Genomic DNA, 25,529 nt, shown 5'->3' with positions numbered 1-25,529 from the left:
TCATGGATAACAGCGAGAGTGGCATTGACTGGTCTTACAGCAATGCCATGCGGTATGAGTCGTGTCCACGCTCGCTGTTTTATCATTACTGGCATCACCAGCGACGTGACTCCGAAGAGACAGGTGAGTTATACACTGAAGAAAATGTCTGGTACTCCACTCCAGGAGCTCTGATTGGAACCGCCGTTCATGCAGGTATTAGTAGCCAAGTTAAACGGTGGAGTTGTGGCCAACCGACAAGTCGGACTGAAGCTCACGAAACTGCCAGCAATCGGATCGAATCAGGCGTATTTTCAGAACTTAACGGAGAGACTGTCTCCGAGTCCAGATATCAATCTTTGATTGAGACAGCCACCGATCACCTAGATCGGTTTCTTTCGGTTATGATGCCACAAATACGATCAGGACGCTATATCCTTCACGAGGAGTCCAGTCGATTCACCGTTGCAGATACGGCAGTATGGGTGCGACCTGATCTGTGCCATCGTGATCGTGAGGGAACCTTCGTAGTAACAGACTGGAAAACCCGTCAACCGGACGTTTTCGAGGATCACAGTCTCCAACTACAAACGTATGCACTTTGGGCCAAAACTGAATTTGAACCTGATATTGAGAATTTACGATTACAACTTGGATTCACGGGTACCGGCGAGTTTCGGTCTATGGCGGTAACTGACGATAGCTTAGAAAACACCCGTAACCGGATCAGAACAGATATCGAAGCATGGAGCCATCCCACTAAACAATCCAAATTTCCGACAAAGCCCGAGTCTGAGAAATGCCAATCATGTAGCTATCAGGCGGCTTGTCCAACCGGTCAGGAGTTTTCTTGAGAAGTCAGCATAGAACTTTTGCACACACTACCATCGATGTGTCTTATATCTAATATGTCAACTTTGGTGTGTTTATCCATCATGAGCTACTTAACCGTGTTAGCACGGCACAATTCCACCGATCATCTTGATTACGATTCCCGTGGCGGTGGTGTAGAACTGTTCTCATAGCGTGGTGGTTGGATTACCGACATCGGTTCCTCGATGGTGATTGGCGAGTGTGACAGCCAATCAAAGGCGAAGAACAATGAAGATGTGTGACCATCCATCGTTAGCAAGTATGAGAGCAGTTCTATGATACGGTATATTTGCACCTATTGAATTGTCACCACCGACTAAGGGATGTCAGGACGGCTCTATGAGACACTCTGTGTTCTGCTGACTTCACACTCTACATCTTGCATAGCGATATTCATCCGTGTTGAAACATGGCAACTGAATCGCCAAGTTCGATCGCTAACCAACAAGATCCCCTTATTCAAATCTATTGTTGGTTAGCCGTTCAAAACCTGATTAGTGTAAAAGAAAACAACTCCCGTTAGACAACAGCGGTACAGTGCCACCAAGACTGCCGCGGGCCAACGTCGCGAACCGTCATTTCCGCATCGCCCAACAGCGAGACAATCTCCGGTGGCAACCCATCGGCATCCAACGCGAACTCGATCGTCCACCGACCGGAGGGATCAATCGCTGGCGACACCAGATCTGTCCCAAGCACATCCGGCCGCTCGCCCAGTTGCTGAATCACACGCCGCGCTTGGTTCCGATGTTCGACGGTACAGTTCATCACATGTCCCTCCCAGCGAGGACGGCTTGTCGAACAGTCGTATCGTCGATGGAGCCTGTCAGCGTATCTCGGGCGTTGAACCCGGGTTGTTCACCTGTCGATGCCGAACGCTCAAGTTCGGCGGTTGTTATTGATCGCATGGGTTTGTCTGCTTGACACACCAGCTCGCCTGTCTCAAGCAGGCGGGCGATTTTGACTGTAATCACCCGATGAGAGCCAGGTGTGTCTATCTAATTACTACACACGAACCACAATAAGTTTTTACATACGTGTGTCTTTATTTGCTCATGGGGATTAGTTGATGTCAACAGGTAGGCCGCGAACGTTTCTGAACGAAGAGGTGCTTAGTGCGATCCAAGAGATGGATGAACCAGTTGTCACATTGCGCGACTTGGCTGAAGTCATGGAACCCTCAAAAGAAGCGATCAACCCCCGATTGAAAGAACTGGTTGAGTCTGGTGAATTGGATAAGAAACGGCTGGTGCCAACGCTATTGTCTATTGGGTCTCTTCTGACAACCGCTTAACTAAGTCTACTAAGTAAAGTCACACAGCAGTTGCCACCGTTGATTGGGTACCTCAGTACCTACGATTCATCAACCATTTCGTCCATCGCTTACTGACTTTTGTCGAGATGTTTTTGACCGTCATCACTCAGCCAATAGACTACAGCGTTGGCCCCTACGGTCTTTTCACGGACTAACTCACGTTCAACAAGATCATCTAACCGTTTATTCATTCCAGAGCGATTAATATCAATATCCTCGATTAAGTCTGAAACTGTCGCAGGGCCATAGACTGTGGCAATCCCGCGCAGAATCTCTTCATCGCTGACTTTTGGCGGTCTGCCTGTGGCCATGTGCCTACTACGGGAGGTAACAGAAAAGTCATGTAGATTAAATAAGAACCACGAGTGTATTAAGACATACGTATGTACTTATTTATGTATGGAGCTATTGGTTGTAGCTGAGCGATGCTTCGCGCACACCGACGTTGAGAAACGTCGACCGGTGTAGGCCCGGTCAACGCGCTGGGCATCGCAAAACGACGCCAATGCAAGCAATCATCCAGACCGTCAAAAGAACGGCGGTCACGACGCGAGTGGCAACGCTGTCCAACCACCGATGGCAACCAACGACACCGACTATTATCGGCCACATTTCCGTAGGTATGTCACCCTCTTCACCCCAAACCACTCCCACCTATCCAGCCTTTTTCACCGTGGGCCTGCGGATTCCACCACGTTGTTATCTCCCTATTACGTGCATCCCTGCCGACGATCAACCGGCATTCGAAACACGACCGCTGGCGAGTCACCTGCCCGCGCGGCCATCGCCCCTGGGAACTCACCAACCACCACTGCTGGTGTCAACAGTGCGCTCAACGCCACGACTGCGATCCACCCCACAGCGCACTCCACGATCGCAAAACCGGCCGGTAGATCGATCCCGACGAGATCCAGCTCCACCCCGCCTAACTGGAGGTGCCAGCTAATGGAATCCACACCCCATGATGAGTCACAACGCTCCAATGTCGACCCCACTGTCTGGGGTGATCTCACGAGTTTCAAACGTGATCTCCTCCGGACGCTTGCAGCACTCGATGCTCCGAACGGACTGGCGATCAAGGCCGAACTGAACGCCCACTATCCGAATCTCACCCACGCCCGCGTCTACCAGAATCTCGATCAGCTGGCCGACGAAGGCCTGATCACCAAACGCAGCGTCACCGATCGCGAAAACGCCTACAGCCTCACCGACCACGGCGAGGCCCACCTCCAAGCAGCCGCCCACCGCCTCACCGACGCCCTCCAGGGGGTGAGGGGTCATGACCGACGCCCACCGGACGCTCGTCGACCACGACGACGGCCTCACCGAAGGCCTCACGCTCCTGCCACAGACCGACTCAGCAGCCCGAGAAGCCATCGAAACCTACATCGAGGCCACCAACGACGACGACGTCGCAACCGAACTCCAGACATGGTTAGATCGCTGTCTCGATGACGACCTCCGTACCGACGGTGGGATCGATATCACCGACGTAGCCGCCAGCCGCCGGGATGTGTTGGCGACGATCGCCAAGTTACACGAGGGTCGCCCCCGAAAGGCACCGAGATCGCCGCCCACGCTGGAATCGACACCGCTCACATCTATCACATCTTGAACGTGCTCGAAGATAAGCAGTTAATCGACCGCCAGACTGACCCACGTGACGATCGGGTCAGCCGGACAACACTGACCGACGCAGGCGTGGCAGTCCTCCAGCAGCTCCAGCACCAATACGCAGCGTTGGATCTATCGACCGTCCAGAGTGAGCCATCCACCGACGAATCCGACGACCTCCGTACCGATGGTGGCACCCCTGTGGCCGACTGTCCACCCAACGAACCTGTGTCCACCCCGTCGGCGTCGCCGGTCGTCGACACTAACACCACCACCGTGAGTATCGACGGCGACCCAACCATTCAGATTCGCCCTGACCACGCCGACGTTCCCGTTGCGGCCACCGAGACCGACCGAGTTGTTGAAGCTGTTTTCGATGCCTCGACGGCCGCAGTGACCGTCTTGGCTGCACGGTGTTCTGCAGTCACTGAATCAGCCGCCGACAGCGGTGGTGAAGAGCAATGACGGATGTCGAAAACCTGGAGACCCGGATCGAGGAGTTGGAGGCCCAAACCGATCGCCTCGAAACGGAACTCACCGCCACCAAACAGGAAACCGACGAACTGCAGGCTCGTGTCGATGAGCTGGAAGCCGAAACCCAACGTCTTGAGGCCGACAACGAGGCCCTCCAAGAACGAATCGACGAGCTGGAAGCCCAACCCGAGATTCGGATCGACGATCCAACCGATCCGATTGGCTCACTGCATATTGCGGGAGCTCCAGTCGGCCAAGCGATCACCTCCAAGCCGGGGCAAACAGATCTCGATGCCGAACTGGACGACCTCCGAGCCGAACTCAAAGCCGTCGCCGACGAGCAGCCGACCGAGCCCACCGTCGAGATGGAGACACCCCTCGAACAGGTTGTGGCGATGTCCAACGAGATGGTTGCAACCCAACTGACGGCCAACCAACGCCGGGCGCGGTTTGTCGCGACAGACATCACCGAGTATGCAACGAAGACGCCCGCCGGGTGGGTGTTAACGCCGAAGGATCTCCGGACGGTGTTGAACGCCGCCTTCGATACCGGTCACTCCCAGACGTGTCATCGGGTGCGGGAGATCCTCGCCGACCTTGGAAACGACGAGGTCGAAATCAAAGACAGCCGCGGTGAGCAGAAACTCGTCTTCGGCGAGGCGTTGGTCAAGCGGCTGGTGAAGGTGCAGACAGCTGATCACGACGTTGTGACTCCCACAGAGGTGTAGGGTGTGATGAGCAACACCGCCAAGCGGCACACGCTGTAGGAACCAACCTCCCAAGACGATAACCGCCTCTAGAAAGAGTGGCAACACCGGAGCGACCTTCTGCAGTGAGAGTGTGTGAAGAGAGTTGATCGCACTTCGAGGGTTGTTCGTCGGAACTCCGTGGTCACAACGGTGTGATGAGATTTTGTCAGGTGTATTCTATCAAGAGGCTATCAGGCAGTTATATGAACAAATCTGAGAGCTACGGGAACCACTGAAATGATCCTTTTCCTGTGAACGCAAAAATATAGAGATTGATCGGCCACTGCAGTAACCGCTGGACGGCAGTCGCAATCTTCCCATCGGTATTAGCCTCTTTTCCTGTAAGTAGTTGCCACAAGATCCAGAGCAACCCATAGACCACTCCGACTATCCCGCCAATAGTCAATCCCACTACCTCAGCGACTGACGCATAGAACCCTGCAAATAATCGGTACACTGCTGTCTTTCTGTGTCCCATGTGAATGACCACGTAAGGATGCGTATCAATATATCGGCTGATTGGGGGAGAGTACGTTTCGTCTGTTCTTGTCGTCCATAACCGAACCACTGCCAATGGGTTCTGTCTTCGACTCGTTGTCCACCCTCAATAGGTTGAACATAGTGTCTGTTAGCCTCGAAAATAGACATCTTATCTAACGGATACCCTTTCACAAATGTGCTGTTTGGCAAGAACACTACACCCCAGACCCGTTTACGATCTGTGAGCCTCAACCGTTTTTGAGTCAAGCCTCGCAGGTTTGTGAAGAGGAGTGGGCGAGAGGAGAGTGCCTCTCAAATCCGGTGGATCTTGTGTGGCCGCTGGCGGGTATGGCGGCCAGTTGAGAACATGTAGTAAGATAAGTAAATTTATCGAACACTCTTTGTCTTGAGTGAATTGAGCCTGAAGCCTACTCGATTATCGATGCCTACGGCGTCGTCGATGGAGAGCAAATCTCTTGGAGTGTCATCCAGAGTCTCAGATCTCTTGGATTAGTCTATACTGATCAATCCGGGGTGCTTGGATCGGATGAATTCGAACCCGATGCGGAACAGCTCGAAGAGACAGCGTTGGATGAAGCGGCGGCCCAACGACTCGCAGAGGTGATCCGCACGAACCTTGACATCGAGCCAGATGTATTCCGAACGAATCTCGACATTTTGAATCTCGATCCCTCAACCTTCGAGTTCGAAGAGACGAGTTCCGGTTTTGATATTGATTTCCCGACACCAGAATATAAAACATCGGTGCCAGACTTCCCAGTCCATGACAACATCGAGGTCATCGATGGAAAGACCATCTTCAAAACCAACGACTGGTGGAAAGGAGCGATCTTAGCATCAGGCTATAATTCACCTGACGTATTGGTCTATCTCTGGCAAAAAAACGGGCAGTCTTGGAAACGAAAGCAGAAGTACAAGGTTGCCCCAGATGACTGGGCGGACGAACGAGAGATTATAGATGCGTTAGTTGCGCAGAGTAGCTAACACTCTAAACGTCAGAGAAGGCTGCCCAGTCACCAATACAGTTATACTAAAACATCGTCATAAGGAGGATAATGCCACCGGATCCGTTGCTTGTCGCCTCAGTGGCTGAAACAGTCCGGTCTGCGTTGCGGAATACAGACGATCCAGACGAATTCCGACGTTATCTCCTTGAGCTAAAAGATATCATATATGAGACAGAATTTGAAGGTGATCTCGACGAAAAGCTGTATGAGAATCTAACAGAGCATGTAGAGTGGCTGCGAGAGTTTAACGACGGTTCAATAAGCGACCATCATCGTAGTAGTATTATCGACGATGTTCATCGTGTCGAACGGTTTTGCCAACGGCGAGGACGTAGAAATAGCGACGCTCCTACAGACTCCGTTGAGATGCCTGCGGTGGAAACTGAACCCTCTGACGGCGACGTATCCGATGCCGATACCGCGGAGACAGAGGAACTGTCGGTGGATGAAGTGGATACCATTCGTTCAGATGTGAGACCACCCATAGAGATGGTGCTAAGAAACATGTACGGTGATGAGAATGACTCCTTTATGCATTCAACAACATCTCATCACCCGCTTGTGTTTGCGATCGAGGCGTCTGCTGCAATGGGTGTGTCGGTCACTGATGGATGGTCTCGAATAGAGTTGCTGAATGAGGGACTAAATACGTTCAAATATAAATTAGAAACCGTATCATCTATTCTAAACATTGCTGTTGAGATTAGTGTGCTATCATTTGGAAGCACCGTAATACCTGAACAAGAATTTGTTTCGGTGGATGAGTGGAAACTAAGAGAACCACTCCCAAATGGTGCCACAGCGTTAGGAAAGGCAATTGAAGAAAGTATCAAATTAGGCATCAATAGACGAGAGTATTACGAATCTAATAATATTACTCATGCTACCCCTGTTATTTTTGTTATTACAAGTGGATATCCCACTGATATGTGTGAGGGCGATAAGACATGGCAGAAAGTAACCAATCTAATTACGGACGGAACACAGAACTCCGAGTTCGAATTGGTCTTGTTCGGAATCGGGGATAGAGCTAATATTGACGTATTGGAGCAATTGGTTATTAATGCAGACATTCCCCGAACGACGGTCATAAGCTTAGATAGTGATATGATAACAAGTATCAGTCGATCACATCGGGTTAGAAGTCGGGTCTGCTTGGAAGAGGTGTGCAACAACCCCAAGCAGACAGTGAATTAGAAGAACAGCATCTGATTAATTTTGTCGTTAACCGGCTTGAGGATACACTTCCGCTTGACCTCGGTGAAGAGGTAGAAGTAACGCCAGCAGAGCTTTACAAGGTTCTCGTCGGCGCATGCGCCGACGGAACCTCAATCACACATATCTGCGAGACCACTGATGACTCACCGCACGATAACACTGTTCGTGAGTATTTCACCGATCAGTTTGACCTCGAAACACTCGAACTCGCGGGAAACACGCTCCTTCAGCGGGAGCTCATCGAGGTTCTTCCGAATCGACCGGTGGAGGTCGTCGCCGACCTCCACCTCGATCCCTACTACGGGAACGAAGACGAGACAGCCCATCTCTACTCCTCTGAGGCCAAACGAGGAACAACTACCTTCCACGCGTACGCAACACTCTACGCACGTGTCCGCAACAAGCGGTACACGCTCGCTCTGCGAAAAGTAACCGACGGTGAGACGACCAGTGATATCCTCACAGAGTTCCTCACCCTCCTTGACGGCCTTGACCTCGGCGTCAAGGCCGTCTACCTTGACCGTGGTTTCTACAACAGCGACTGTATTGACCTCCTCTCAGCGTACAACTACGCTTACGTCATGCCAATCGTAAAATGGGGCGATGAAATCAAAGAAGAACTCAACAACGGCTGGAGTCGAATCATCCAGCACAGCATTGCTGACAGCGTGACCTTTCCGATATTCATCGACTGCGTCTACCAACAAGGCAGATACGACGAGCATGGCGTGGCGCGTCACGGCTACGCCGTCGACGCGCCGTTCATCGACACGCCTGCCGAAGCACGCAGACACTACAGCAAACGCTTCGGGATTGAAGCCAGCTACCGACTTGCTCAGGAGAGCCTCGCTCTGACTAGTTCTCGGGACGCTGGCCTTCGCTATCTGTTGTTTGTGACGAGTCTCCTCCTACAGAACGTCTGGCGTTACGTGCACTGGGAATTTGTGGCGACGACCCGCCGTGGCGGGCGTCGCCTCTGGAAATGGCCCTTCGTTGAGTTCTGTGAAATGCTCACCCGAGCCGTCTGGGCAGCGTTCAACGTCCGAAGGGCAGTCCCAGCCAACAAACCTCCAGACGATCGGTTCAAGCGATAACTTCGGTAGCTGAAAGAGCGTTGACCAGTGGCAACGCCGTCGCGTCGGCGGCAGATCGCCGCCGACAGCGACTACACAAGTGACCAGTTTCTCTGAACCGTCCAGTGGACGAATTGAATCGGTGTCTATCCGGTTGATATCCTCGTCAGCCGAGCTCTCATTAGTGCAATGTGATCGACTGAGTATTGATCGTTATTTGATGAGATTCGTTCCTAACTAAACAGCGTCTTCTCAAGGAATCCATTAGTATTCGAAATCGATACGAGTCTGTGATTCTGCTAGCCTGCTCTTTTCTGTATCTTTCGACGGCGGGATCCGCAAGTGGGTCATCGGGGAGTAACAGCTTAGTAAACACTCATCGTCGGAAGATGCAATACGAACCGAAAAGCAATCACGGCTAGTTTTGGGTGCAGTCTGGACACACGAAGATTTGACTGTGAGGATCTCGATCAATCCACTGTTTCCGGGTTCCGCAGTCGCTGCAGTAAGCGCTCTCATCTTGTCGAGACTCACTGCAGACACAGCTCTGTCCAGGCAGGTCTTCCATAGTGTATCAGAGGCAATCAGTGAACAAAAAACTCGTCAGACTAGACGATCCGGCCCGACGGGTTAGAAGTCTCGAGGGGGATGCCATTAGAATCGACTAGTTACAATGCTCTGACGAAGTAGGTTGTTAGTAGTTGTACTCGGATTTTGTTGAAGAGGTGAGAAAGATTCTCCAGCCGATCGTAGTCGCCGTCTTGGAACTATAATATGATGGACTTGGATTGCAAAATTGCCTGATTGCACCCACCAACAATGTAACTAGATTTCTAAGAATGATCCGTTCCATCAACTGACCCATGTGAGTCGACATCATAGGTCACCGTAACTCGCTCGGCGATTGTGATGGTGTCAGGGTGGAAATTGAACCCTGGTGCATGCTTCAGTGATTCCATCGGATCCTCATCGTCATCGGCCGGGGGTCGACGAACATGCGATACCCCGACTATGTCAAGGCCTTCTGAATCAGCGATGGCTTCAGCGATAGTTCGAGCCTCACTCATAGCATTTCTGACTGCCTGGGATTTGAGCGTCTGTCGTTTGTTATCTGACACTGCAAATTTGGCAGTTGGAATCGTACCATCAACTTCGGAGATAACAGCAACGAGCTTCGATGCGTCTTCTGCAGAACATTCGACACTCAATCGTTCAGTCGCTTGATATTCTCCGTCGTTCAAATTTGAGTCGAATGTATCAGACGAATCTGTGAGTATTGATTTTTCGGTCTCAAGATGGTGAATGTCTACATACGTCTCAGAGATATGCTCGCGAATCCGGGTGGCTTTATCAAATGCGTTCTGTCGTGCGGTGTTGGTTTCCTCTGCAATCGATGTTGCTTCAACCGTCAGCTGAACAGATTCAGGAGCGGTCTCAACACTACCAGTCGCTTCAGTTGTAATCGTTGACTCGGCCATATCATAAGGGCCAAGCGAAACCAATAGTAAGTGTTGGTTCCAGCGGCTTTCTGAGGATTTACTCGGAAATAACTAAGAAGGAACCGATGCCAGCATAGCGAAGAGATCAGGCAATCCACCTTTCAACGAACGATCACGCCCGCCCCCGATTTTCCCCTTCGATGAACGTCCCCTCACTGCAGTTGGGGCACTCCTCATCAACTAGTTCAACCAGCGTCTGGACGCGTGAGCTCCCACAGTCCGGACACTGTCGCCCATCGCGTTCGATATCCACATTGAATTTGGTGACACAGTCCCGACAGACACAATGGGAAATGTATCCTACCCGCTCATCACGTTTCTCGTCGGAGTAATCTTCGCCGATGACTCGTCTCACCATCAGTTCTTCAGTTGGATGGGAGCAGGTAACGCGCTCATAGCCAGCCACGTCAACAGAGTCCGTGGGCGTTCCACACCCGACACAGAAATCTTCGATTTCGTTGACCCGTTCGCCACACTCAGCACAGATTTTCGCCCGCACATACATGTAGCTCCCCCAGCCAGTTGGCATCGAAAACTCACAGGTGTCGCAGTGATGTTCATGGATCAGTGGCATACCGGTGATGTCTCATCCACGAAATTTAATTCGTTGGGGTGAGTGATCATACCAGACATGACTCCGTCGTCTTCGTGGCCAACCTATCAGGCGACTGCTTCTCGGAGTGGCTACCACCCCACCCAGCAGCCACCAGCGGAGCCACTCTCGTGTGCATGGACTTTTGATACGACGTCAGTAGGTGATGATGAGTGGGGAATTCAGGGCATCGGGAGTGGATCACCCGTCGTCGGTGATGGGATAGTGTATTTCACGAACGATGCCGGCGTTATATTTGCATTGGATACCGAAACCGGATCCCAACGGTGGGTATATACTGACGATGAGAACGTTCATACTACCACATCTCCTACACTTACCGGAGAGACTCTTTTCGTCGGTATCGATGATACGCTGTATGCATTGGATCCCGAGACAGGAGCACAAAAATGGTCAGTGACGATCGATGGGGAGTCTATTCACGGATCGCCCACGGTCATCGATGATTTTGTCGTGATTAGCGGGGGTAACGTGTATGGAATCAACCAGATGAGTGGAGATATTGCATGGGTTACTGAAACAAGTGGAGAGACGACCACCTCACCAGCCGCTCTCGGGGAAACAGTCTATATTGTCGACGACACCGAGTTGCAGGCCATTGATGTACAGGACGGATCGGAAATCTGGACTACTAATGTGGATTGTGAGTTTGCCACGACGCCTGTTGTCGATGAGACGACGGTTTTTGTTGGTGGAGAAGATGGGTCACTTGCTGCTATCGATGCCAACGGAGGGGAGACAAGGTGGACTAAAGAAATCTGTAATGAAATAGAAGCCGCGCCTGCAGTAGCGAACGGAGTTGTGGTTGTCGGGAACGCCGGATTGTGGGATGAACATAATGCCCTTCACGCGTTAGATGCTCAAGACGGCTCAATTAAATGGTCATTCGGAGACACACGATTTTCTATTCAGTCAGCTTCCGGTTGTGGTAGGTGAAACAGTGATCAGTGGCTATGGGGGGCGATTATATGCGCTTGATATATCTTCAGGAGACGAACAGTGGTCAGTCAAATTGCGTGGGGATTCACTCTCTGCCCCGGCTATCGCCAATGAGACAATTTTTGTTGAGAGTAATAAGCAGTATTTGTACGCACTCACAACTGAAAATAAGACATAAACGGGCTCTGCATGGCCCAATTCAATAGGTCGGGCGAAAATGACTAAATACTGATAGGAAATGGTATTCGGCACTGTCTATTTCAGTGAGTTTGAGCAATGAGCAGGCCGTAGTGAGTGGTGATCATGATACTCGCAGACCTGCTCAGAGAGACGATAAATATACCAGAGCAAGAGGTTTGGGAGAATGAACGCACCCCGACACCCGTGCGGGTGTTCGGGGTGCGGCTCCATTCAATGGGATTGTCGCTTCGGGAGGTCGTCGCTGTCTTGGATTTACTTGGAATCGATCGCTCTCATGGAGCGGTGTGGAACTGGACGCACGATCTCGCCGAAACGCAATCAGACCCGCCGACGGTGGAACCGTCGCGGGTCGCTGTCGATGAGAAACAAATTGAGGTCGATGGTGAAGCAAAATGGCTGTACGCAGCCATCGATACAGACTCAAAATGTATCCTCGACATCGACTTGTACAGCCGCCGCGGGACTGACCCCGCGGCGGCGTTCCTTCATTGACTTACTGAAGAGCATGAGGTCGACAATACTGAATTTCTCGTCGACGGCATGGGCTACTTGACTGCTTTAGCTCGGCACAATCTGAGCGGTCATCTCGACTACAATGACCGCAACTATATCGAGAAATGGTTCCAAACGGTGGCGATGCGAATCGACCGCTTTCACTCGATCTGGATGGGGAGTTCAGCCAGCGCACGCCGCTGGCTGAACCGGTTCAAATACCATTACAATCGGCAGCGACCTAATCAAGCTCTCGACGGACGAACTCCTGCTGAGGAGGTGCTCAACTAAACAGTGCCCTGACAAAGGTTTTGATATATCATTGTCAGTGATGCAGAAGTCCTAATGAAATGGCTAGAAAAATCTGATACATCCGTACTTACCTATGAGATTCTGCTACCTGTCCATACCATTGATGAAGAAATCACCGGGGGCGGTTTTGTAAACTAGATCGCTATGGGTTTCGGCTCAGTTTTATTAGGAACCCAGTGTGATCTGTGTGTTGTAGACCTCTGCGACGGCGTCGGCGTGGATATCGTCAAGGATAGCGACTAGCTTTGGGTTCTCAACGACGAGTTCAGTGAAGCGAGAGATTAGCGTGGGCACATTACGCTGTCTCTCGCATCAACGCCGTCATTCTGGTGACCTAACCAGACGCAGTCAAGTAATTAACCACGGCCGTTTCATAGACCTGTTGAGTTGGAACTTCGCAATTGAGCAACTCTATCAGGAGTTGTGGTGACTCAATGACGCCAATACAATCCTGACACCCTTGAGAGGTCATACGTACTTATCTTATGGCTGCCTTATATTTCTACCACCTGTGAGAAAACCATCCAAATTCAAATTCGACTTGGGAGACTCGTTCACAGTTCAAGGACGAGAATATACGGTCGTTAACCACCAGTACTGCTATACGGCGCAGGATTTTGTGTACGGGGTGATCGATGAAACTACGAATACATACTCTAGAATGGCAAGAGTGATCGTTGATGTGTTAACGAACATCAAAAGAGATTATCTCGTGCGATCCTGAATCGCTATGTGATACATTTGGGTTTGTCTTATTTAAGCAGTCCGTCAAACTGATATCTCGTTGGGCGTCACTGAAAAGCAGGAGACGAGTTGAGATCTTCAGTGAATAGTCGACCGCGTTTGAAATCTGTGTATGCGTCTTCGAATTGACTTCGAGACAGCACCATCTCGTCGACATCGTCATCACGCATCCCGATCGTTACTGCCCGCTCACAGATAGCTGCAATCTCAGCGCCAGTGACAGTCTCCGTCATCTCGGCGAACCATTCTGGGGTTACATCCTCGGTAAGTGGAATATCACGCGTATGAGTTTCAAAAATATCCTCCTGTACGCTGGTTTTGGGGCGATCGATCTCTAGATGGTAGTCAAACCGGCCCGGACGTAACAGGGCCGGATCGAGTGATTTCGGCCGGTTCGTGGCAGCAATCACCATCACTTGATTAAGTTGCTCAACCCCATCGAGTTCAGTCAAGAGCGTATTGACAGTCGTGTCCTCGCCTAGGTTACCTCGTTCACCGCCCAATAAATCGAACTCGTCGAAGAATAGAATCGTCGGTGCGTTCCGTTGTGCACGGTAAAATAGGCCGGGGATCTTCTGCTGGGCATTTCGCTTGAGCAATGAGGAGTTGACTGGGATGAACGTATAGTCTAACTCGTTTGCGAGAGCCCGAACCAACATCGTCTTGCCGGTTCCCGGTGGGCCATGCAAAAGGATTCCACTGCCGAATTCCACACCCATTTTGGCACCGATATCTTCGTGTGTCAATGCTTGTTCGACTTGTTCGAGGAGTCGTCGCTTTGCTTCCTCGTGGCCGCCAACATCGTCGAAAGTGACTTCGGGCACATCCACATTGGTCAGTGTTTCCTCGTCGACGAGTTTTTCAACACGTTCCGTATTGACTTGCTTAATAACAGATACGATGTCGGATTCGTCCAGCGGCGGGGCAGTCCCGGCAGTGGTCGTTGCGGTGGCTGCGAGTCGTCGCATGAGCCGCTGGAGGTCTTTGGTACCGAACTGATCGGTCTCTCTGGCGAGTCGCTTGATATCGTACTCTTCAGGTGTAAGTCCCGATATATCCCCACCCACCGTTTCCAGTCGGTTTCTGATGATTGCTTCCCGTCTGGATATCTCCGGTCGCTCAATTTCGACCACGACATCCATGTGTGGGAGATATTCCTGAAGGTGCCCGTGTAGTTGATGATCCGCCATCGAACTCAACACGACGATATCTGAGCCATCCTCACGGAGGGTATCAAGTTGTTGTCCGAGTGTTCTGATCACGTCGTCTGAGAACATGCCATCTAAGCAATCCAGAAGAATCGTGACCGGCTGATTGGAGACACACTCCTCGAAGAGCGAGGTGATCATTTCTGGCCCCGGCGGCCGATACTCGTGGAGCGACGTTATCTGGATAAACTCGTACCCGTGTTTGCCCAACTCGCCGGCCGTAGCTCGTAGGAACCGTCGCTTTCCAGCCCCATCTGGTCCGAAGATGGTGGCACTGATTGGGCGGAATTGGTTTGGAAGGGTCGTATCGGCGGTTTGGAGAATCGTTTCTTGCAGCTCAACTTTCTGTGGTTCGAGACCGCAGATATCTTCGAAATCGATCGCTGGGGGGATTGTGGTTCGAACTCGCGTGCTGGATCGAAGTCGTCTTCCATTGGGATCAGTAGCTCAGGCTGACGTGAAAATACCTGCTGTTGACAGAAGAATTTTCTCTGATGCCTCGTTGCGGCGTAGTTGACATCCTCCTCCGCGTGAACGCGGAGGAATCCCGACGGCGGTTGGGATATTAGAGTAGTAGTTCGGAGTGAGAGAGACGAGAAGCCAACTGTGAGCACTGACAACGATGTCAGCCATCAACATGCTAACCAACAAATAGCGGGATTCAGGCCTAACTGTAGGTTCAGATGTGGTCTGACTAGTTCCTCGGCTCAACTGGATACAGCTGCCGTAGCTTGATACGAGCGTCACCGGTGGTAAATTGCCAGTCGATAGGTCGATCAACCGCATTGTGTCGCCCTTTCCACGCAGCGACCTCCGCTCGGAGTGTCGCTGCGTCATAGATACGCTGGTCAAGACACTGCCGTTTGAGCACACCAATCTTGATTTCGGCCATGTTCAGCCAACTTCCTCGCTTCGGCGTGTAGTGGAACTCGAATCGATCAAGATACGCTTTCGCTTGCTCCGGTGGGAAGAAATCGTAGAAGGCAGCCGGTTTGTGCGTATTAGGCTGATCCATCACAACCCGGATGCGATCAGCATCCGGGTAGTGAACATCTGCCAGTTCAACCATCTTGTCGATCCATTCGGTCGTTCGCCGTCGGTCTGTCACCTCGACAGCCACCCAGCCGGTCAACGGTTCAGTAGTGATGTGTAGCCGCTGTTTCCCGTTAGGTTCGTAGCGATGATCGACCCGAGCGACCGCTCCCGGTTCGGCCGGGAGCGGATCGCGTTCATGCCTACGAAGTGCCTTGCTTGACTCGTCAAAACAAGTGACTGGGCGGGTTTCGTCATATGGCTCGTGGTAAAGAGCAAGCACGTCCTCCATGCAGTAAACGAAGTCAGCGTCTTGGTCAGGCGTTATTTCCCAGCAGCGGAGAGATGCGGTTTTAGGGCGTTTTTTACACGCTGTCGGACAGTTTCGTGAGAGATCGACTCAAGTCGATCTCGTCGAGCATCACGAGTTCATCAGCGAGGAGATGGAGCGTCCAGCGAGAGTGTCCTTTTGGTGGCTCGCTGCAGGCAAGTTTGATCAGTCGCGCTTCGGCATCGCCATCGAGTTTGGTCTCGTATTCGCGGTCGGGCTTGCGGCGATGAATCGCCGCGAGCCCTCTGTCACAGTAGTTTTTGCGTGCGTTGTGCGGTGTTCCGATAGAACAGCCGACGTGCTCACAGATTGCCGCATCTGTGAGCCCCTCGTCAGCCTTCAGGAGAATACGCGCTCGCGTGATATCTTCGGCTTTGTGCCCACCAGTCGAGATGAACCATTCGAGCGTTCTCCGTTCTTCATCAGAGAGATTAACAACGTGCTGCTTTCATCCCATTCCTGCAGATACGGTCTCAGAGAACTTAAGCTATCGAGTCTAAGTCTGAAGCCACACTCAGCGTGCTGAAACTCTGTTTGCACTTGGCTTGATATGTCCATTTCGCAGAATGAGCAATCACCGTCAAAATCCACTGATCGCTGCTGGAGAGGGCTGTTCATGCCCACTTCAGTCCGTCAGCAGCGGGAATAGTATTTGTGGGTAAGAGACAGAGATGGAGAGCGTATCGGTTACAATGGGTGGTCAGAATCAGTGCTATTTAAATCGCTCGATACAGCTGTTTTCGTCAACAGTTCGGTTGATTATTGTAAGTGTTGATGCTGAACACTTTACAAAGAAGAGGTAGAATGTAAATAACCTGTATACGATCAGTTGTGTTCTACTGAATGTTGACAATATACTTACTACATTCTGGGCACTTGTACCCGTAGTCCATACTATCAACGTTGTGCCCATCTTTACAGGTAAATGAATTAGATTTCGATGTTATAAAATCAATTATGTAATCACCACAATCACACTTGTATCCGTATTTCAGGTTATCGGGAGTGAAGATATGCCCCGATTCACACTGCATATACTCTGGATCACCGGATCGCCTGAAATCAATTATGTAATCACCACAATCACACTTGTATCCGTATTTCAGATTATCGGGAGTGAAGATATGTCCTGATTCACACTGCATATACTCTGGATCACCGGATCGCCTGAAATCAATTATGTAATCACCACAATCACACTTGTATCCGTATTTCAGATTATCGGGAGTGAAGATATGTCCTGATTCACACTGCATATACTCTGGATCACCGGATCGCCTGAAATCAATTATGTAATCACCACAATCACACTTGTATCCGTATTTCAGATTATCGGGAGTGAAGATATGTCCTGATTCACACTGCATATACTCTGGATCACCGGATCGCCTGAAATCAATTATGTAATCACCACAATCACACTTGTATCCGTATTTCAGATTATCGGGAGTGAAGATATGCCCCGATTCACACTGCATATACTCTGGACCGTTTTGAACAGATTCAATAGCTAAGTCACCACAGTCACATTTGTAGTCATAATTAAGATTATCTGGAGTGAAAAAATGGCCAGATTCACATTTAAGATACTCAACTGCCGGTGAGGGCGAGAGTGACGTATCATTACACGACGGACATTCATCATCTGTATTAACGTAGTGACCTTGAGAACACTGATGGATCGACATATGTTATAATTCTGAATTGCCAACTTAATATTTGCTATCGGTACTTCTGTGGTTTATTCTGATATCCATGTTAGGAGCAAATAATGACAGAGTTCTGAATGAAACCTCTATATTCAGCATTCCGCCCATTTCCATATCACACTTCAGACAGTTGTTTCATCAAATTTGGCAAGAGCCCTTTTTTAGATAGAAATGTTGATTTAAAACCGTATCTCGAAACCGCTGGAGAGCTACGCACAATACACCCAGAACGTTGCAGCACTTGAGCGCGCGCGACCAAGAGATCAACGTCCATCCGGGACAGGATATCGAATACGTGGTCGTTGACGACGAAAAATCGTCGCGCGAACGAGTCACCCTCGCCCACGAGACGACTGACACCTACGATCCCGACTATTATGAGACACAATTGGTTCGTGCTGTCGAGAGCATTCTCTCACCGGTGGGATGGAACCGAGGCGATATACAGCGGGCTCTTCGTGAAACAGAAAACAGCAGCCTCGATGGGTTCAAAGAGAAAATCTAGTATTTCTTATACATCTGCACCAGCGATAGAGAGGGATTAGCCCATAGTCGTGTTGGGCTTTAGGAAAAAGACTAGGGCCAAGAATTAGATTTGTAGTAACTCGGTGATACTTACACTACACAATTACCGTATGCGATCCAACTCACTTGGCGGCGATCTCGATTGCAACGCATCGCCGACTCAATTATCAGTTCTTTTCGAGAGCTCAGTGACACCGATACCGGCCAGATTCAGGACGGGTATCCAACCTCCCCAGCATTTGTATACAGCCATCCGTCGTCGATCCGTACATCTGGATGAAACACACCTCTATTCTGCACGGCCCAAAATCCAGCTATCCATCCTTCAGACTCCAGTTTCATCGAGTCTGCCGTATGCCACCCATCGGGCACTCCCCAGTGTTCGAAATCGTTTATAGCGGTTGACAGTACTACAAGACAATGATTTCTGCTCTGTTGAATAGCGGTCTCTGAGCCACAGTGAGACAGCACCTATCTTGAGATAACTATCGTCAGCCGCTAACAAGCCGATTCAGATTTCGATCCCCTCGGCCAGCACTGCTATTCAACAGGGCAATGATTTCAACGACTGTATCGAAAACTGGTTGCCACAATCCGGATTAAGCTACTGCGGTAGTGTAATGAGTGATAGCTTTCTCCTCGTCATCGATCGTTTCGACGGTTGCCTGAGGTTTATCGAAGGAATCGAGAACCGCCCTGGGTGCGAAATAGTCCTTTTCAATTTGTCCAAAATACGAAAACGAAACCGTCTGTATCTCATGTTCTGTGTGTTCCTCGACGAAGCTCAGCATATATTCTGAGAGAACCTTGATTTGATCGTCTCCGGGCCTCGGGAGTTGTTCCTCTGGAGTCCCGTGGTCTCTGATCAGCTCTGCCCATTCCTCCTCGGATCTATCGGTCGGGGCCATACGGAAGATGGTGCACGGAGTGGAATAATCGATTCGGAGGCAAATTCTGGAATCCTAGCACCTCTCTGTCAGGAATGAAATATAGTAGGATGGTTTCAGTTCGACGGGCTCGTGTGGCAACATCAGTCAAATAATATAGGATGGGCCAATGAAATTTGATACTCGTGGGTAAAATCGAGTTCGAAGGAGATGATGAGGTTCGGACAGTAGAAGGCACGTGTCTGTACAGGCAGGATACCGAATCGTGGTGTGTCGAGGAAGACTGTGGAAATATAATTTTGATTCCTCGTGAACGGGTCATCAAAGTGGTGCAATTCGCCCACGAGGGGGATGGAATCGCCGTCGACACGGACGAGTAATATCTGGCCGGAGTGGAAATCGAGTTCAAAGACACCGATAGGCGGTTCGAAAGACGACACCGCACCGGTACTCGGTCAGTCTTCGAGTCGATCTCTACCACAGAATCAAAAGAATCCAACACGAAAACGAACGTCAGTACCTCGAGCCATGGATTCGATCAGGTACGAAACACCCGACGGCAAAGTTTGGATCACGACCGATGACCAGGGGTGCTCTCGATTTCTCACGACCGGGAGACCCGTCATTACGAAATCAGGTATGGTGATCGCATCGATGGTCAGGCCCAGCCCGTGAAGATGGTGAGCATTCCCGAATCTCGCGTGTACGAGGCGATTTTGTAATCTTCCTAAGTTGAAGAGGCCACCAATAAGATGCTGGGTCGACACGATGGTGACAATGGATGACCGTTCTGTCCGGATGTACAACCCCACCCATCGGTTCGACGTGGCCACCGAGACAGTCCAGACGACTGAACCCACAATCGAGCGATCACTACAGTTTCACCGGGGGATTCACGAAATAGCAATTTGGGACGACGCGCTGTATGTGGCCCAGGGTCATAGTATAACGGTGTCTGATTTGCAAACAACCAACGAGAAACGCTGGCGATTCGACACGGATGGGGTGGTGTACTCTTCCCCGGCTGTGGTCGATGGATCAGTATTCGTCGGTAGTGCCGACGGGCACCTCTACGTGCTGGATGCAGCCACTGGCGACCGACGGTGGTGTTTCGAAACCGATGGTCGAGTCGGCTCCTCGCCGGCTGTGGTCGATGGGACTGTCTATGTCGGGAGTTTCGATCACCATCTCTACGCGCTCGATGCGACGACCGGCCACGAACAGTGGGCCGTCGAGACCAGTGGATTCGTGGACTCCTCGCCAGCAGTGATGGGTGAAACCGTATATGTCGGCAGCGCAGACGGTCACGCCTACGCCCTGAATGCAGTAACTGGCGATAGCATGTGGAATTTCAAAACTGAAGGTGTCGTTGAGTCGTCGCCGACGGTGTCAAATGGCACCGTCTTCATCGGGAGTGGCGACGGGTATGTCTACGCACTGGATGCTACATCTGGGAGTGAAGAGTGGCGCTTCGATACGGGTGCGGCAGTGAGGTCTTCACCGGCGGTGGTGGGTGATACCGTGTTCGTCGAGAATCAGGATGACCATCTCTATGCAATCGGGGCTACCACGGTTACTGAGCAGTGGAGCTTCAAAATCTCCTCGAATACAGATGGATTTGTGGAATCTTCGCCAGTCGTCGTCAATGACACAGTCATCGTCAACGGCATCGATGGGAGTGTCTATGCGATAGCTGCAGACACCGGTGATGAGTGTTGGACATTTGATACCGGAGAGTGGGTTCAGGCGTCTCCGGTGATCGTAGATGGGATCCTCTACATCGGGGATGAACACGGAGCCGTTTCCGCTCTCGATGTTTCCAAGCTATAGATCCGTTGATGTCACACCCACTAACTGTTTAATTACTACATACGGGTGCGAACGCTACTGGTACTTTGATAATATTTTCCGCGCTTCTTCCTTGGAGGCTACATCCATTTGGGGAACTATTCGACGTTCCAAGCCTCCGTCAACACTGAATTTTTGAACACTGACGAAATCATGCTCACCGTAGTCTTTGTACTGAAGAAACAGCGTCCCGTCACGATGCCGCCGCCAATAATGAGTCCCGGCCTCCCACGTATCACTGTCCCAATCGTCTATCGAGACAGCGGATGCAGCCGATTTTGTACTCCCGACCCCAAACACGGCAGCCCCGATAAGGGAGAGTAATTTCCTGCGGGCGGTGGTTCCACTCTGGAAAATGGACTTCATACTGTTAGATCAAATAGGGTGTGAGATTATAAGCGTTGGTCTCGGACGTGAGTTGCTGAAACCAACGGAGGGCACGGATGCGTACAGCGGTAGCAGGGCAAAAGCCTACCCGATCCGGGTGATTTTCCACAGTAGCTCTCTATGGAACGGATCGGCCTCTCACGTCCGATGATAATATACGGTCAGCATAGAACAAGTAACTATGACTTCCCTCGGCGACGATACGGATCTAACGAAGTCGGATCTGACACCGCACGCCGACCTCGGCGGGGCGAATCTGTCTGGGTTCAATTTGAGAGGAATCGATCTTACCGGGGCGGATTTATCGAATGCAGACCTCTCCGAATGTGATCTCAGTGGCGGACAGTTCGATAGGGTCGATTTCTCCGGGGCGAAATTGGTGGAATCTACATTGGGTGGTGGCAGTTTCGTGAACGCGACGTTCGTGAATGCCGATTTGACCCGGATAGATGCATACCACGATGTCGAAACGACTGACTTCTACGGGGCCGATTTTACCACCAGTTCACTGCAGAATGCAAATTTGATCCATTCCTCCTTGATCAATATCGATGCGGAGGCTGCAGACTTCTCGGGGTCCTGTCTGTCGTTTACGGATTGCAGAGGGGCAAACTTCCTCAACGCTGATTTGTCGAACATCAAGTGTCTCCACGGTACCCTGAGCAACGCAACGCTCCGAGAGGTGACTATGGCAAACTCGTACATGGCTTATTCCACCTTCGATCACTCAGATCTCTCGGCGGCCGATTGTATGGACTGTGACCTGAGAGGAGCGACCTGTCGCATGCCGACCTAATGGAAACCGATCTCTCTGAATCTGACCTTTCGGAAACCACCCTCGGCCACGTGACTCTGGATGGAGCCAAGTTGACAGATGCATATTTCTCTGGCTGTGACTTCGAACATGCCACGATGGAAGACGAGAGTGTCGATACGGAGGTCATAGAGCGCTCTGGTGGTCGATTGGACTAACGACGATCATACATTGTACTAGCGCCTTGACGAATCGTTCACCGATACCGGTAGTACCCAAGTATAATTGCTAATTATCTCTTATACATCTGCACCACCGATAAAGAGGAATTAGCCCATAGTCGTGTTGGGCTTTAGGGAAAAGGGCTACCGCCAAGGGTCTGCTTTCAGGAGAGGCTCTTGCCTAATTTGGTGAAACAATCATCCGATGTTTGATATGGGAATATCTGAGTGATGAATATAGAGGATGAGTACAGCACAACGCCTTCCTCTGCTTCGGTAGGTCTCAGCTGTGTCACCTGATCAACAGACGGGCGTATTGGGCGACGCAGCATCAATCAAATCTCATGGTAAGGTTGAATCCTACCCACCAGTCACAAAGATTATACGGCGTTTCTCGTATCTTGAGCTGTCTAATGGATGTTGAAAAGCCCCGTCTTGTGTCGTTCGCAGTCTTGGTGGCTCTCCTTCTTGTTGCTCTCCCATTTTATCCCGGAACTTTCAGTCCAGGACACGACCCAAATTCGTATAAGTACAAACATCAGATCGAAGAAGGGCCTACAGAGAATGTTACCGGCAATTTGGATCTTGGTGGGGAGACCGACGTGGAACATATCACGTATGAATACGAGGAACTGTCCCCAATAGCACAAGTGTTGTTCGAGCGGACTCTGAACGCCGAATCGCTGACGCACACTCCAGTCGTGTGTGAAGAATATGTGCTTGTTTGTGACAGCTACTACAAACACGACCTCCCGTCAGAATTCAAATACGGTGCAGCATGGGAAGAAGACGAACTTTACTACTCGATTATCGAGTTCAACGGCAGTCAATACCTCCTTCAAACTGGCGTCTTATCACCCGGTGCTGGGGAGAACTTTCTCATTGCGATTTTGGCGTTTTTCTTCCGTGCTCTGACGCTTCTCCTCGGTGGAGCGATTATTACTGCCACAGTTATTCGGCTCTCAGACCGTTGGACGGATGGTGACGGGAGTAGATACTCTGCCCTTGTCGGTGCAGGAGCGATTTTTGCCGTCCTCGGCTTCCTTACGCCGTATCTCGAGATGTATAGTGGGATCGATTTTACCTCGGTTCTATTGGCAAGCGGAGCCATAGCCGCAATCGGTTATATCTTTGTCCGGTATATATTGCGGACTCGTCACTGAAATTGCCTATGGTGGCTGTCGCCACATAAATTTCAGCGAGAGTCTGTACGAATAACAACACCGGTAAAGATGGGTCGGCGATGACGACAAATCCCTCGTAGGGAGCATCGTGGACTGATCTCGCCTTGTACCACATTCGCGCTTTCTATTTATGACCCGAATTGTGAGGGTATTCTAAGATGAATTTGAGCCGGCGACCGATGCAGAGCATATACTTCTCGAAGTTATTTTTCTGGATTTGGGAGTCCTGTTTATATTTCCTCCAGTCATACCGCTCACATGGAAGGTGAAATGCATCGAAAGCTTGTCCAAGAGTTCTCTGATATAGCGACGATTATCGATTCAGACGGGACGATTACGTATGTGAGCCCCTCGGTCACCCGGATGCTCGGATATGAGCCTGCGGAACTAGTCGGGGAGGTCGGCTACGAATATCAACATCCGGACGACCGTGATAGTGTTGCCGACGCCATTGAGACGATCCAGACGAATCCCGACGACACCCAGATAATCGAGACACGGTTTCGTCGTGCCGATGGCTCGTGGTGTTGGATCGAGGCGACACTACAAAACCGGCTTGACGATCCAGATTTCAATGGAATCCTCGTGAATAGCCGTGACATCTCCAAGCGAAAACGACAGGAACACCAACATCAGGAGCTTGCCAAAGAGTACAAAACACTTCTAGAGAATGTCGATGATAGTATTTTCTTCATAAACGTCGAGTCAGTAGATACGGAGTACGTGTTCCGGTTCGAGCGTTTGAACCGAGCCTACGAGGAACAAACCGAGATTTCGACCGAGGAAGTCCGAGGAAAGACCCCAACCGATGTGTTTGGTGAGGATCTCGGGTCAAACCTCCAAGCAAACTATCATCGGTGTGCCCAAGTTCAGGAACCGATCTCATATGAGGAAGAGGTTCCAGTCGAGACGGGCGCACGATTTTGGGAAACGGTTCTCACACCGGTTCTTACCAACGGCGAAGTGACCCAGATTATCGGTATCACACGGAATATCACCGAGCGGGTCAAACAGGAGCGACAGCTCCAGAGACAGAAGGAGCAACTTGACGAGTTCGCAAGCGTCGTATCCCACGATCTGCGGAATCCACTCGGTGTCGCACAAGGCCGGGCAGAACTACTCGCAACCGAATGCGACAGCGATCATCTCCCTCCCATCATCAGATCACTTGACCGGATGGAAGAAATTATCGCTGATACGCTTACACTTGCCAGACAGGGTCAAGTTGTCTCAGATCAAGAGCCGATAGACGTAGTCAATTTAGTCGGGAAGTGCTGGAAGAACGTACAGTCAGATGAGGCCACCATCGAGATTGAAGACAACGTCGTGATCACCGGTGATCCGGGTCGACTCCAACACATATTCGAGAACCTCTTTCGGAACGCGATTGAACACGGCGGGACGGACGTAACTATCCGAGTCGGCCAAATCGACACACACGGAATTTACGTTGAAGACACTGGTTCAGGGATTCCTGAAGACGCCCGTGAGGCAGTGTTTGATGCTGGGCATACCTCGACAAGTGGCGGAACCGGGTTTGGGTTGACAATCGTCAAACGGATCGCAGAGGCCCACGGCTGGGAGGTGAAGATTGTCGAGGGGATTGATGGCGGAGCACGATTTGAGTTCACTGGTGTCGATATTGATCAGTGACAGATACGCGCTGTGCATCTTGCACTGGCCATCTTGATAGAATCGTGATAGACCTGTTTCGCTGTCTTCGGCAAGAGCCTCAGGAGAATCCGTGCCCGCGTAATGTCCTCAGTTTTGTGCTCACCGGTCGAAATGAATCACTCAAGCGTCCTTCGCTCCTCATCAGAGAGATCAACAACGTGCTGCT

Annotated in this window: 26 protein-coding genes and 3 pseudogenes; 18 read left to right on the top strand and 11 right to left on the bottom strand. The window is 50.9% G+C overall.

What is annotated here, in order from left to right; translation table 11 throughout:
* Nucleotides 1-2 precede the first annotated feature (2 nt).
* A complete protein-coding gene (locus tag ACFQJB_RS13335; protein WP_379728147.1) occupies nt 3-833 on the top strand; it encodes a PD-(D/E)XK nuclease family protein in 831 nt (276 codons plus the stop codon).
* Between the two features lie 538 nt (nt 834-1,371).
* Here the strand turns inward: ACFQJB_RS13335 and ACFQJB_RS13330 are convergent.
* Entirely contained in the window at nt 1,372-1,620 is a 249-nt protein-coding gene (locus ACFQJB_RS13330; protein ID WP_379728145.1) for a hypothetical protein, read from the bottom strand.
* A 340-nt stretch (nt 1,621-1,960) separates the two neighbouring features.
* On the opposite strand from ACFQJB_RS13330, the gene ACFQJB_RS13325 reads away from it, so the two are divergent.
* The gene (locus ACFQJB_RS13325) at nt 1,961-2,146 is read left to right on the top strand and encodes a hypothetical protein (RefSeq protein WP_379728143.1); all 186 of its coding nucleotides are present in this window, start codon (nt 1,961-1,963) and stop codon (nt 2,144-2,146) included.
* 89 nt (nt 2,147-2,235) lie between these two features.
* Here ACFQJB_RS13325 and ACFQJB_RS13320 read toward each other — a convergent pair whose 3' ends face one another.
* Nucleotides 2,236-2,478 carry a winged helix-turn-helix domain-containing protein gene (locus ACFQJB_RS13320; RefSeq protein ID WP_379728141.1) on the bottom strand — a complete coding sequence of 81 codons (243 nt, stop codon included), beginning with the start codon at nt 2,476-2,478 and terminating at the stop codon, nt 2,236-2,238.
* Nucleotides 2,479-2,743: 265 nt separating this feature from the next.
* On the opposite strand from ACFQJB_RS13320, the pseudogene ACFQJB_RS13315 reads away from it, so the two are divergent.
* The 7 genes and pseudogenes from ACFQJB_RS13315 to ACFQJB_RS13285 all read left to right on the top strand — a co-directional run.
* A pseudogene (locus tag ACFQJB_RS13315) lies at nt 2,744-3,340 on the top strand (hypothetical protein); the annotation flags it as partial.
* Between the two features lie 106 nt (nt 3,341-3,446).
* Complete coding sequence (locus ACFQJB_RS13310; protein ID WP_379728483.1) at nt 3,447-3,782, top strand: hypothetical protein; 336 nt, start codon at nt 3,447-3,449, stop codon at nt 3,780-3,782.
* A complete protein-coding gene (locus tag ACFQJB_RS13305) occupies nt 3,779-4,246 on the top strand; it encodes a hypothetical protein (protein WP_379728139.1) in 468 nt (155 codons plus the stop codon). The genes ACFQJB_RS13310 and ACFQJB_RS13305 overlap by 4 nt, the downstream gene beginning before the upstream one ends.
* Entirely contained in the window at nt 4,243-4,983 is a 741-nt protein-coding gene (locus tag ACFQJB_RS13300; protein WP_379728137.1) for a hypothetical protein, read from the top strand. Before ACFQJB_RS13305 ends, ACFQJB_RS13300 begins: the two co-directional genes overlap by 4 nt.
* A gap of 1,035 nt (nt 4,984-6,018) precedes the next feature.
* Complete coding sequence (locus ACFQJB_RS13295) at nt 6,019-6,489, top strand: hypothetical protein (RefSeq protein ID WP_379728135.1); 471 nt, start codon at nt 6,019-6,021, stop codon at nt 6,487-6,489.
* Nucleotides 6,490-6,560: 71 nt separating this feature from the next.
* The gene (locus ACFQJB_RS13290; RefSeq protein ID WP_379728133.1) at nt 6,561-7,709 is read left to right on the top strand and encodes a vWA domain-containing protein; all 1,149 of its coding nucleotides are present in this window, start codon (nt 6,561-6,563) and stop codon (nt 7,707-7,709) included.
* Nucleotides 7,679-8,824 (top strand): ISH3 family transposase, encoded by a 1,146-nt coding sequence (locus ACFQJB_RS13285; protein WP_379726828.1) that lies wholly within the window; start codon nt 7,679-7,681, stop codon nt 8,822-8,824. Before ACFQJB_RS13290 ends, ACFQJB_RS13285 begins: the two co-directional genes overlap by 31 nt.
* Nucleotides 8,825-9,636: 812 nt before the next feature.
* Here ACFQJB_RS13285 and ACFQJB_RS13280 read toward each other — a convergent pair.
* A complete protein-coding gene (locus ACFQJB_RS13280; protein WP_379728131.1) occupies nt 9,637-10,281 on the bottom strand; it encodes an SIMPL domain-containing protein in 645 nt (214 codons plus the stop codon).
* A gap of 133 nt (nt 10,282-10,414) precedes the next feature.
* Nucleotides 10,415-10,876 (bottom strand): hypothetical protein, encoded by a 462-nt coding sequence (locus tag ACFQJB_RS13275; protein ID WP_379728129.1) that lies wholly within the window; start codon nt 10,874-10,876, stop codon nt 10,415-10,417.
* 57 nt (nt 10,877-10,933) lie between these two features.
* Here ACFQJB_RS13275 and ACFQJB_RS13270 point away from each other — a divergent pair, with 57 nt between their 5' ends.
* From ACFQJB_RS13270 to ACFQJB_RS13260, 3 genes and pseudogenes are all read left to right on the top strand, one after another.
* Nucleotides 10,934-11,851 (top strand): PQQ-binding-like beta-propeller repeat protein, encoded by a 918-nt coding sequence (locus ACFQJB_RS13270; RefSeq protein ID WP_379728127.1) that lies wholly within the window; start codon nt 10,934-10,936, stop codon nt 11,849-11,851.
* The gene (locus ACFQJB_RS13265) at nt 11,772-12,032 is read left to right on the top strand and encodes a PQQ-binding-like beta-propeller repeat protein (RefSeq protein WP_379728125.1); all 261 of its coding nucleotides are present in this window, start codon (nt 11,772-11,774) and stop codon (nt 12,030-12,032) included. Before ACFQJB_RS13270 ends, ACFQJB_RS13265 begins: the two co-directional genes overlap by 80 nt.
* 125 nt (nt 12,033-12,157) lie before the next feature.
* Nucleotides 12,158-12,838: pseudogene (locus ACFQJB_RS13260) on the top strand (IS6 family transposase).
* A 186-nt stretch (nt 12,839-13,024) separates the two neighbouring features.
* On the opposite strand, the gene ACFQJB_RS13255 reads toward ACFQJB_RS13260, so the two are convergent.
* From ACFQJB_RS13255 to ACFQJB_RS13235, 5 genes are all read right to left on the bottom strand, one after another.
* Complete coding sequence (locus ACFQJB_RS13255) at nt 13,025-13,153, bottom strand: hypothetical protein (RefSeq protein WP_379728123.1); 129 nt, start codon at nt 13,151-13,153, stop codon at nt 13,025-13,027.
* 497 nt (nt 13,154-13,650) lie between these two features.
* On the bottom strand, nt 13,651-15,078 hold the full coding sequence (locus ACFQJB_RS13250) for an AAA family ATPase (RefSeq protein WP_379728468.1): 1,428 nt from the start codon (nt 15,076-15,078) through the stop codon (nt 13,651-13,653).
* A gap of 427 nt (nt 15,079-15,505) precedes the next feature.
* The gene (locus ACFQJB_RS13245; protein ID WP_379728121.1) at nt 15,506-16,135 is read right to left on the bottom strand and encodes an IS630 family transposase; all 630 of its coding nucleotides are present in this window, start codon (nt 16,133-16,135) and stop codon (nt 15,506-15,508) included.
* A 73-nt stretch (nt 16,136-16,208) separates the two neighbouring features.
* Nucleotides 16,209-16,484 (bottom strand): helix-turn-helix domain-containing protein, encoded by a 276-nt coding sequence (locus ACFQJB_RS13240; RefSeq protein WP_379728466.1) that lies wholly within the window; start codon nt 16,482-16,484, stop codon nt 16,209-16,211.
* A 526-nt stretch (nt 16,485-17,010) separates the two neighbouring features.
* Nucleotides 17,011-17,862, bottom strand: coding sequence for a hypothetical protein (locus tag ACFQJB_RS13235; RefSeq protein WP_379728119.1), 852 nt, complete (start codon nt 17,860-17,862; stop codon nt 17,011-17,013).
* 204 nt (nt 17,863-18,066) lie between these two features.
* On the opposite strand from ACFQJB_RS13235, the pseudogene ACFQJB_RS13230 reads away from it, so the two are divergent.
* Nucleotides 18,067-18,388, top strand: a pseudogene (locus ACFQJB_RS13230) (DNA polymerase I); the annotation flags it as partial.
* 619 nt (nt 18,389-19,007) lie between these two features.
* Here the strand turns inward: ACFQJB_RS13230 and ACFQJB_RS13225 are convergent.
* The gene (locus tag ACFQJB_RS13225; protein ID WP_379728117.1) at nt 19,008-19,316 is read right to left on the bottom strand and encodes a hypothetical protein; all 309 of its coding nucleotides are present in this window, start codon (nt 19,314-19,316) and stop codon (nt 19,008-19,010) included.
* Between the two features lie 756 nt (nt 19,317-20,072).
* Between ACFQJB_RS13225 and ACFQJB_RS13220 the strand changes: the two genes are divergently transcribed.
* Entirely contained in the window at nt 20,073-21,125 is a 1,053-nt protein-coding gene (locus ACFQJB_RS13220) for a PQQ-binding-like beta-propeller repeat protein (RefSeq protein ID WP_379728115.1), read from the top strand.
* A 54-nt stretch (nt 21,126-21,179) separates the two neighbouring features.
* Here the strand turns inward: ACFQJB_RS13220 and ACFQJB_RS13215 are convergent, their stop codons facing one another.
* Nucleotides 21,180-21,509, bottom strand: coding sequence for a hypothetical protein (locus ACFQJB_RS13215; protein WP_379728113.1), 330 nt, complete (start codon nt 21,507-21,509; stop codon nt 21,180-21,182).
* A gap of 202 nt (nt 21,510-21,711) precedes the next feature.
* On the opposite strand from ACFQJB_RS13215, the gene ACFQJB_RS13210 reads away from it, so the two are divergent.
* From ACFQJB_RS13210 to ACFQJB_RS13195, 4 genes are all read left to right on the top strand, one after another.
* Nucleotides 21,712-22,326, top strand: a complete 615-nt coding sequence (locus tag ACFQJB_RS13210; protein ID WP_379728111.1) for a pentapeptide repeat-containing protein — start codon at nt 21,712-21,714, stop codon at nt 22,324-22,326.
* Nucleotides 22,326-22,502, top strand: coding sequence for a pentapeptide repeat-containing protein (locus ACFQJB_RS13205; RefSeq protein WP_379728109.1), 177 nt, complete (start codon nt 22,326-22,328; stop codon nt 22,500-22,502). Before ACFQJB_RS13210 ends, ACFQJB_RS13205 begins: the two co-directional genes overlap by 1 nt.
* 416 nt (nt 22,503-22,918) lie before the next feature.
* Nucleotides 22,919-23,668 (top strand): hypothetical protein, encoded by a 750-nt coding sequence (locus ACFQJB_RS13200; RefSeq protein ID WP_379728107.1) that lies wholly within the window; start codon nt 22,919-22,921, stop codon nt 23,666-23,668.
* A 279-nt stretch (nt 23,669-23,947) separates the two neighbouring features.
* The gene (locus ACFQJB_RS13195; protein WP_379728105.1) at nt 23,948-25,342 is read left to right on the top strand and encodes a PAS domain S-box protein; all 1,395 of its coding nucleotides are present in this window, start codon (nt 23,948-23,950) and stop codon (nt 25,340-25,342) included.
* Nucleotides 25,343-25,529: the final 187 nt, after the last annotated feature.

Source organism: Halonotius sp. GCM10025705 (assembly GCF_042662885.1).
Classification (GTDB): Archaea; Halobacteriota; Halobacteria; order Halobacteriales; family Haloferacaceae; genus Halonotius; species Halonotius aquaticus.
Note: the sequence above shows the minus strand (reverse complement) of the source record. Positions and strands in the feature narration are given on the sequence as shown.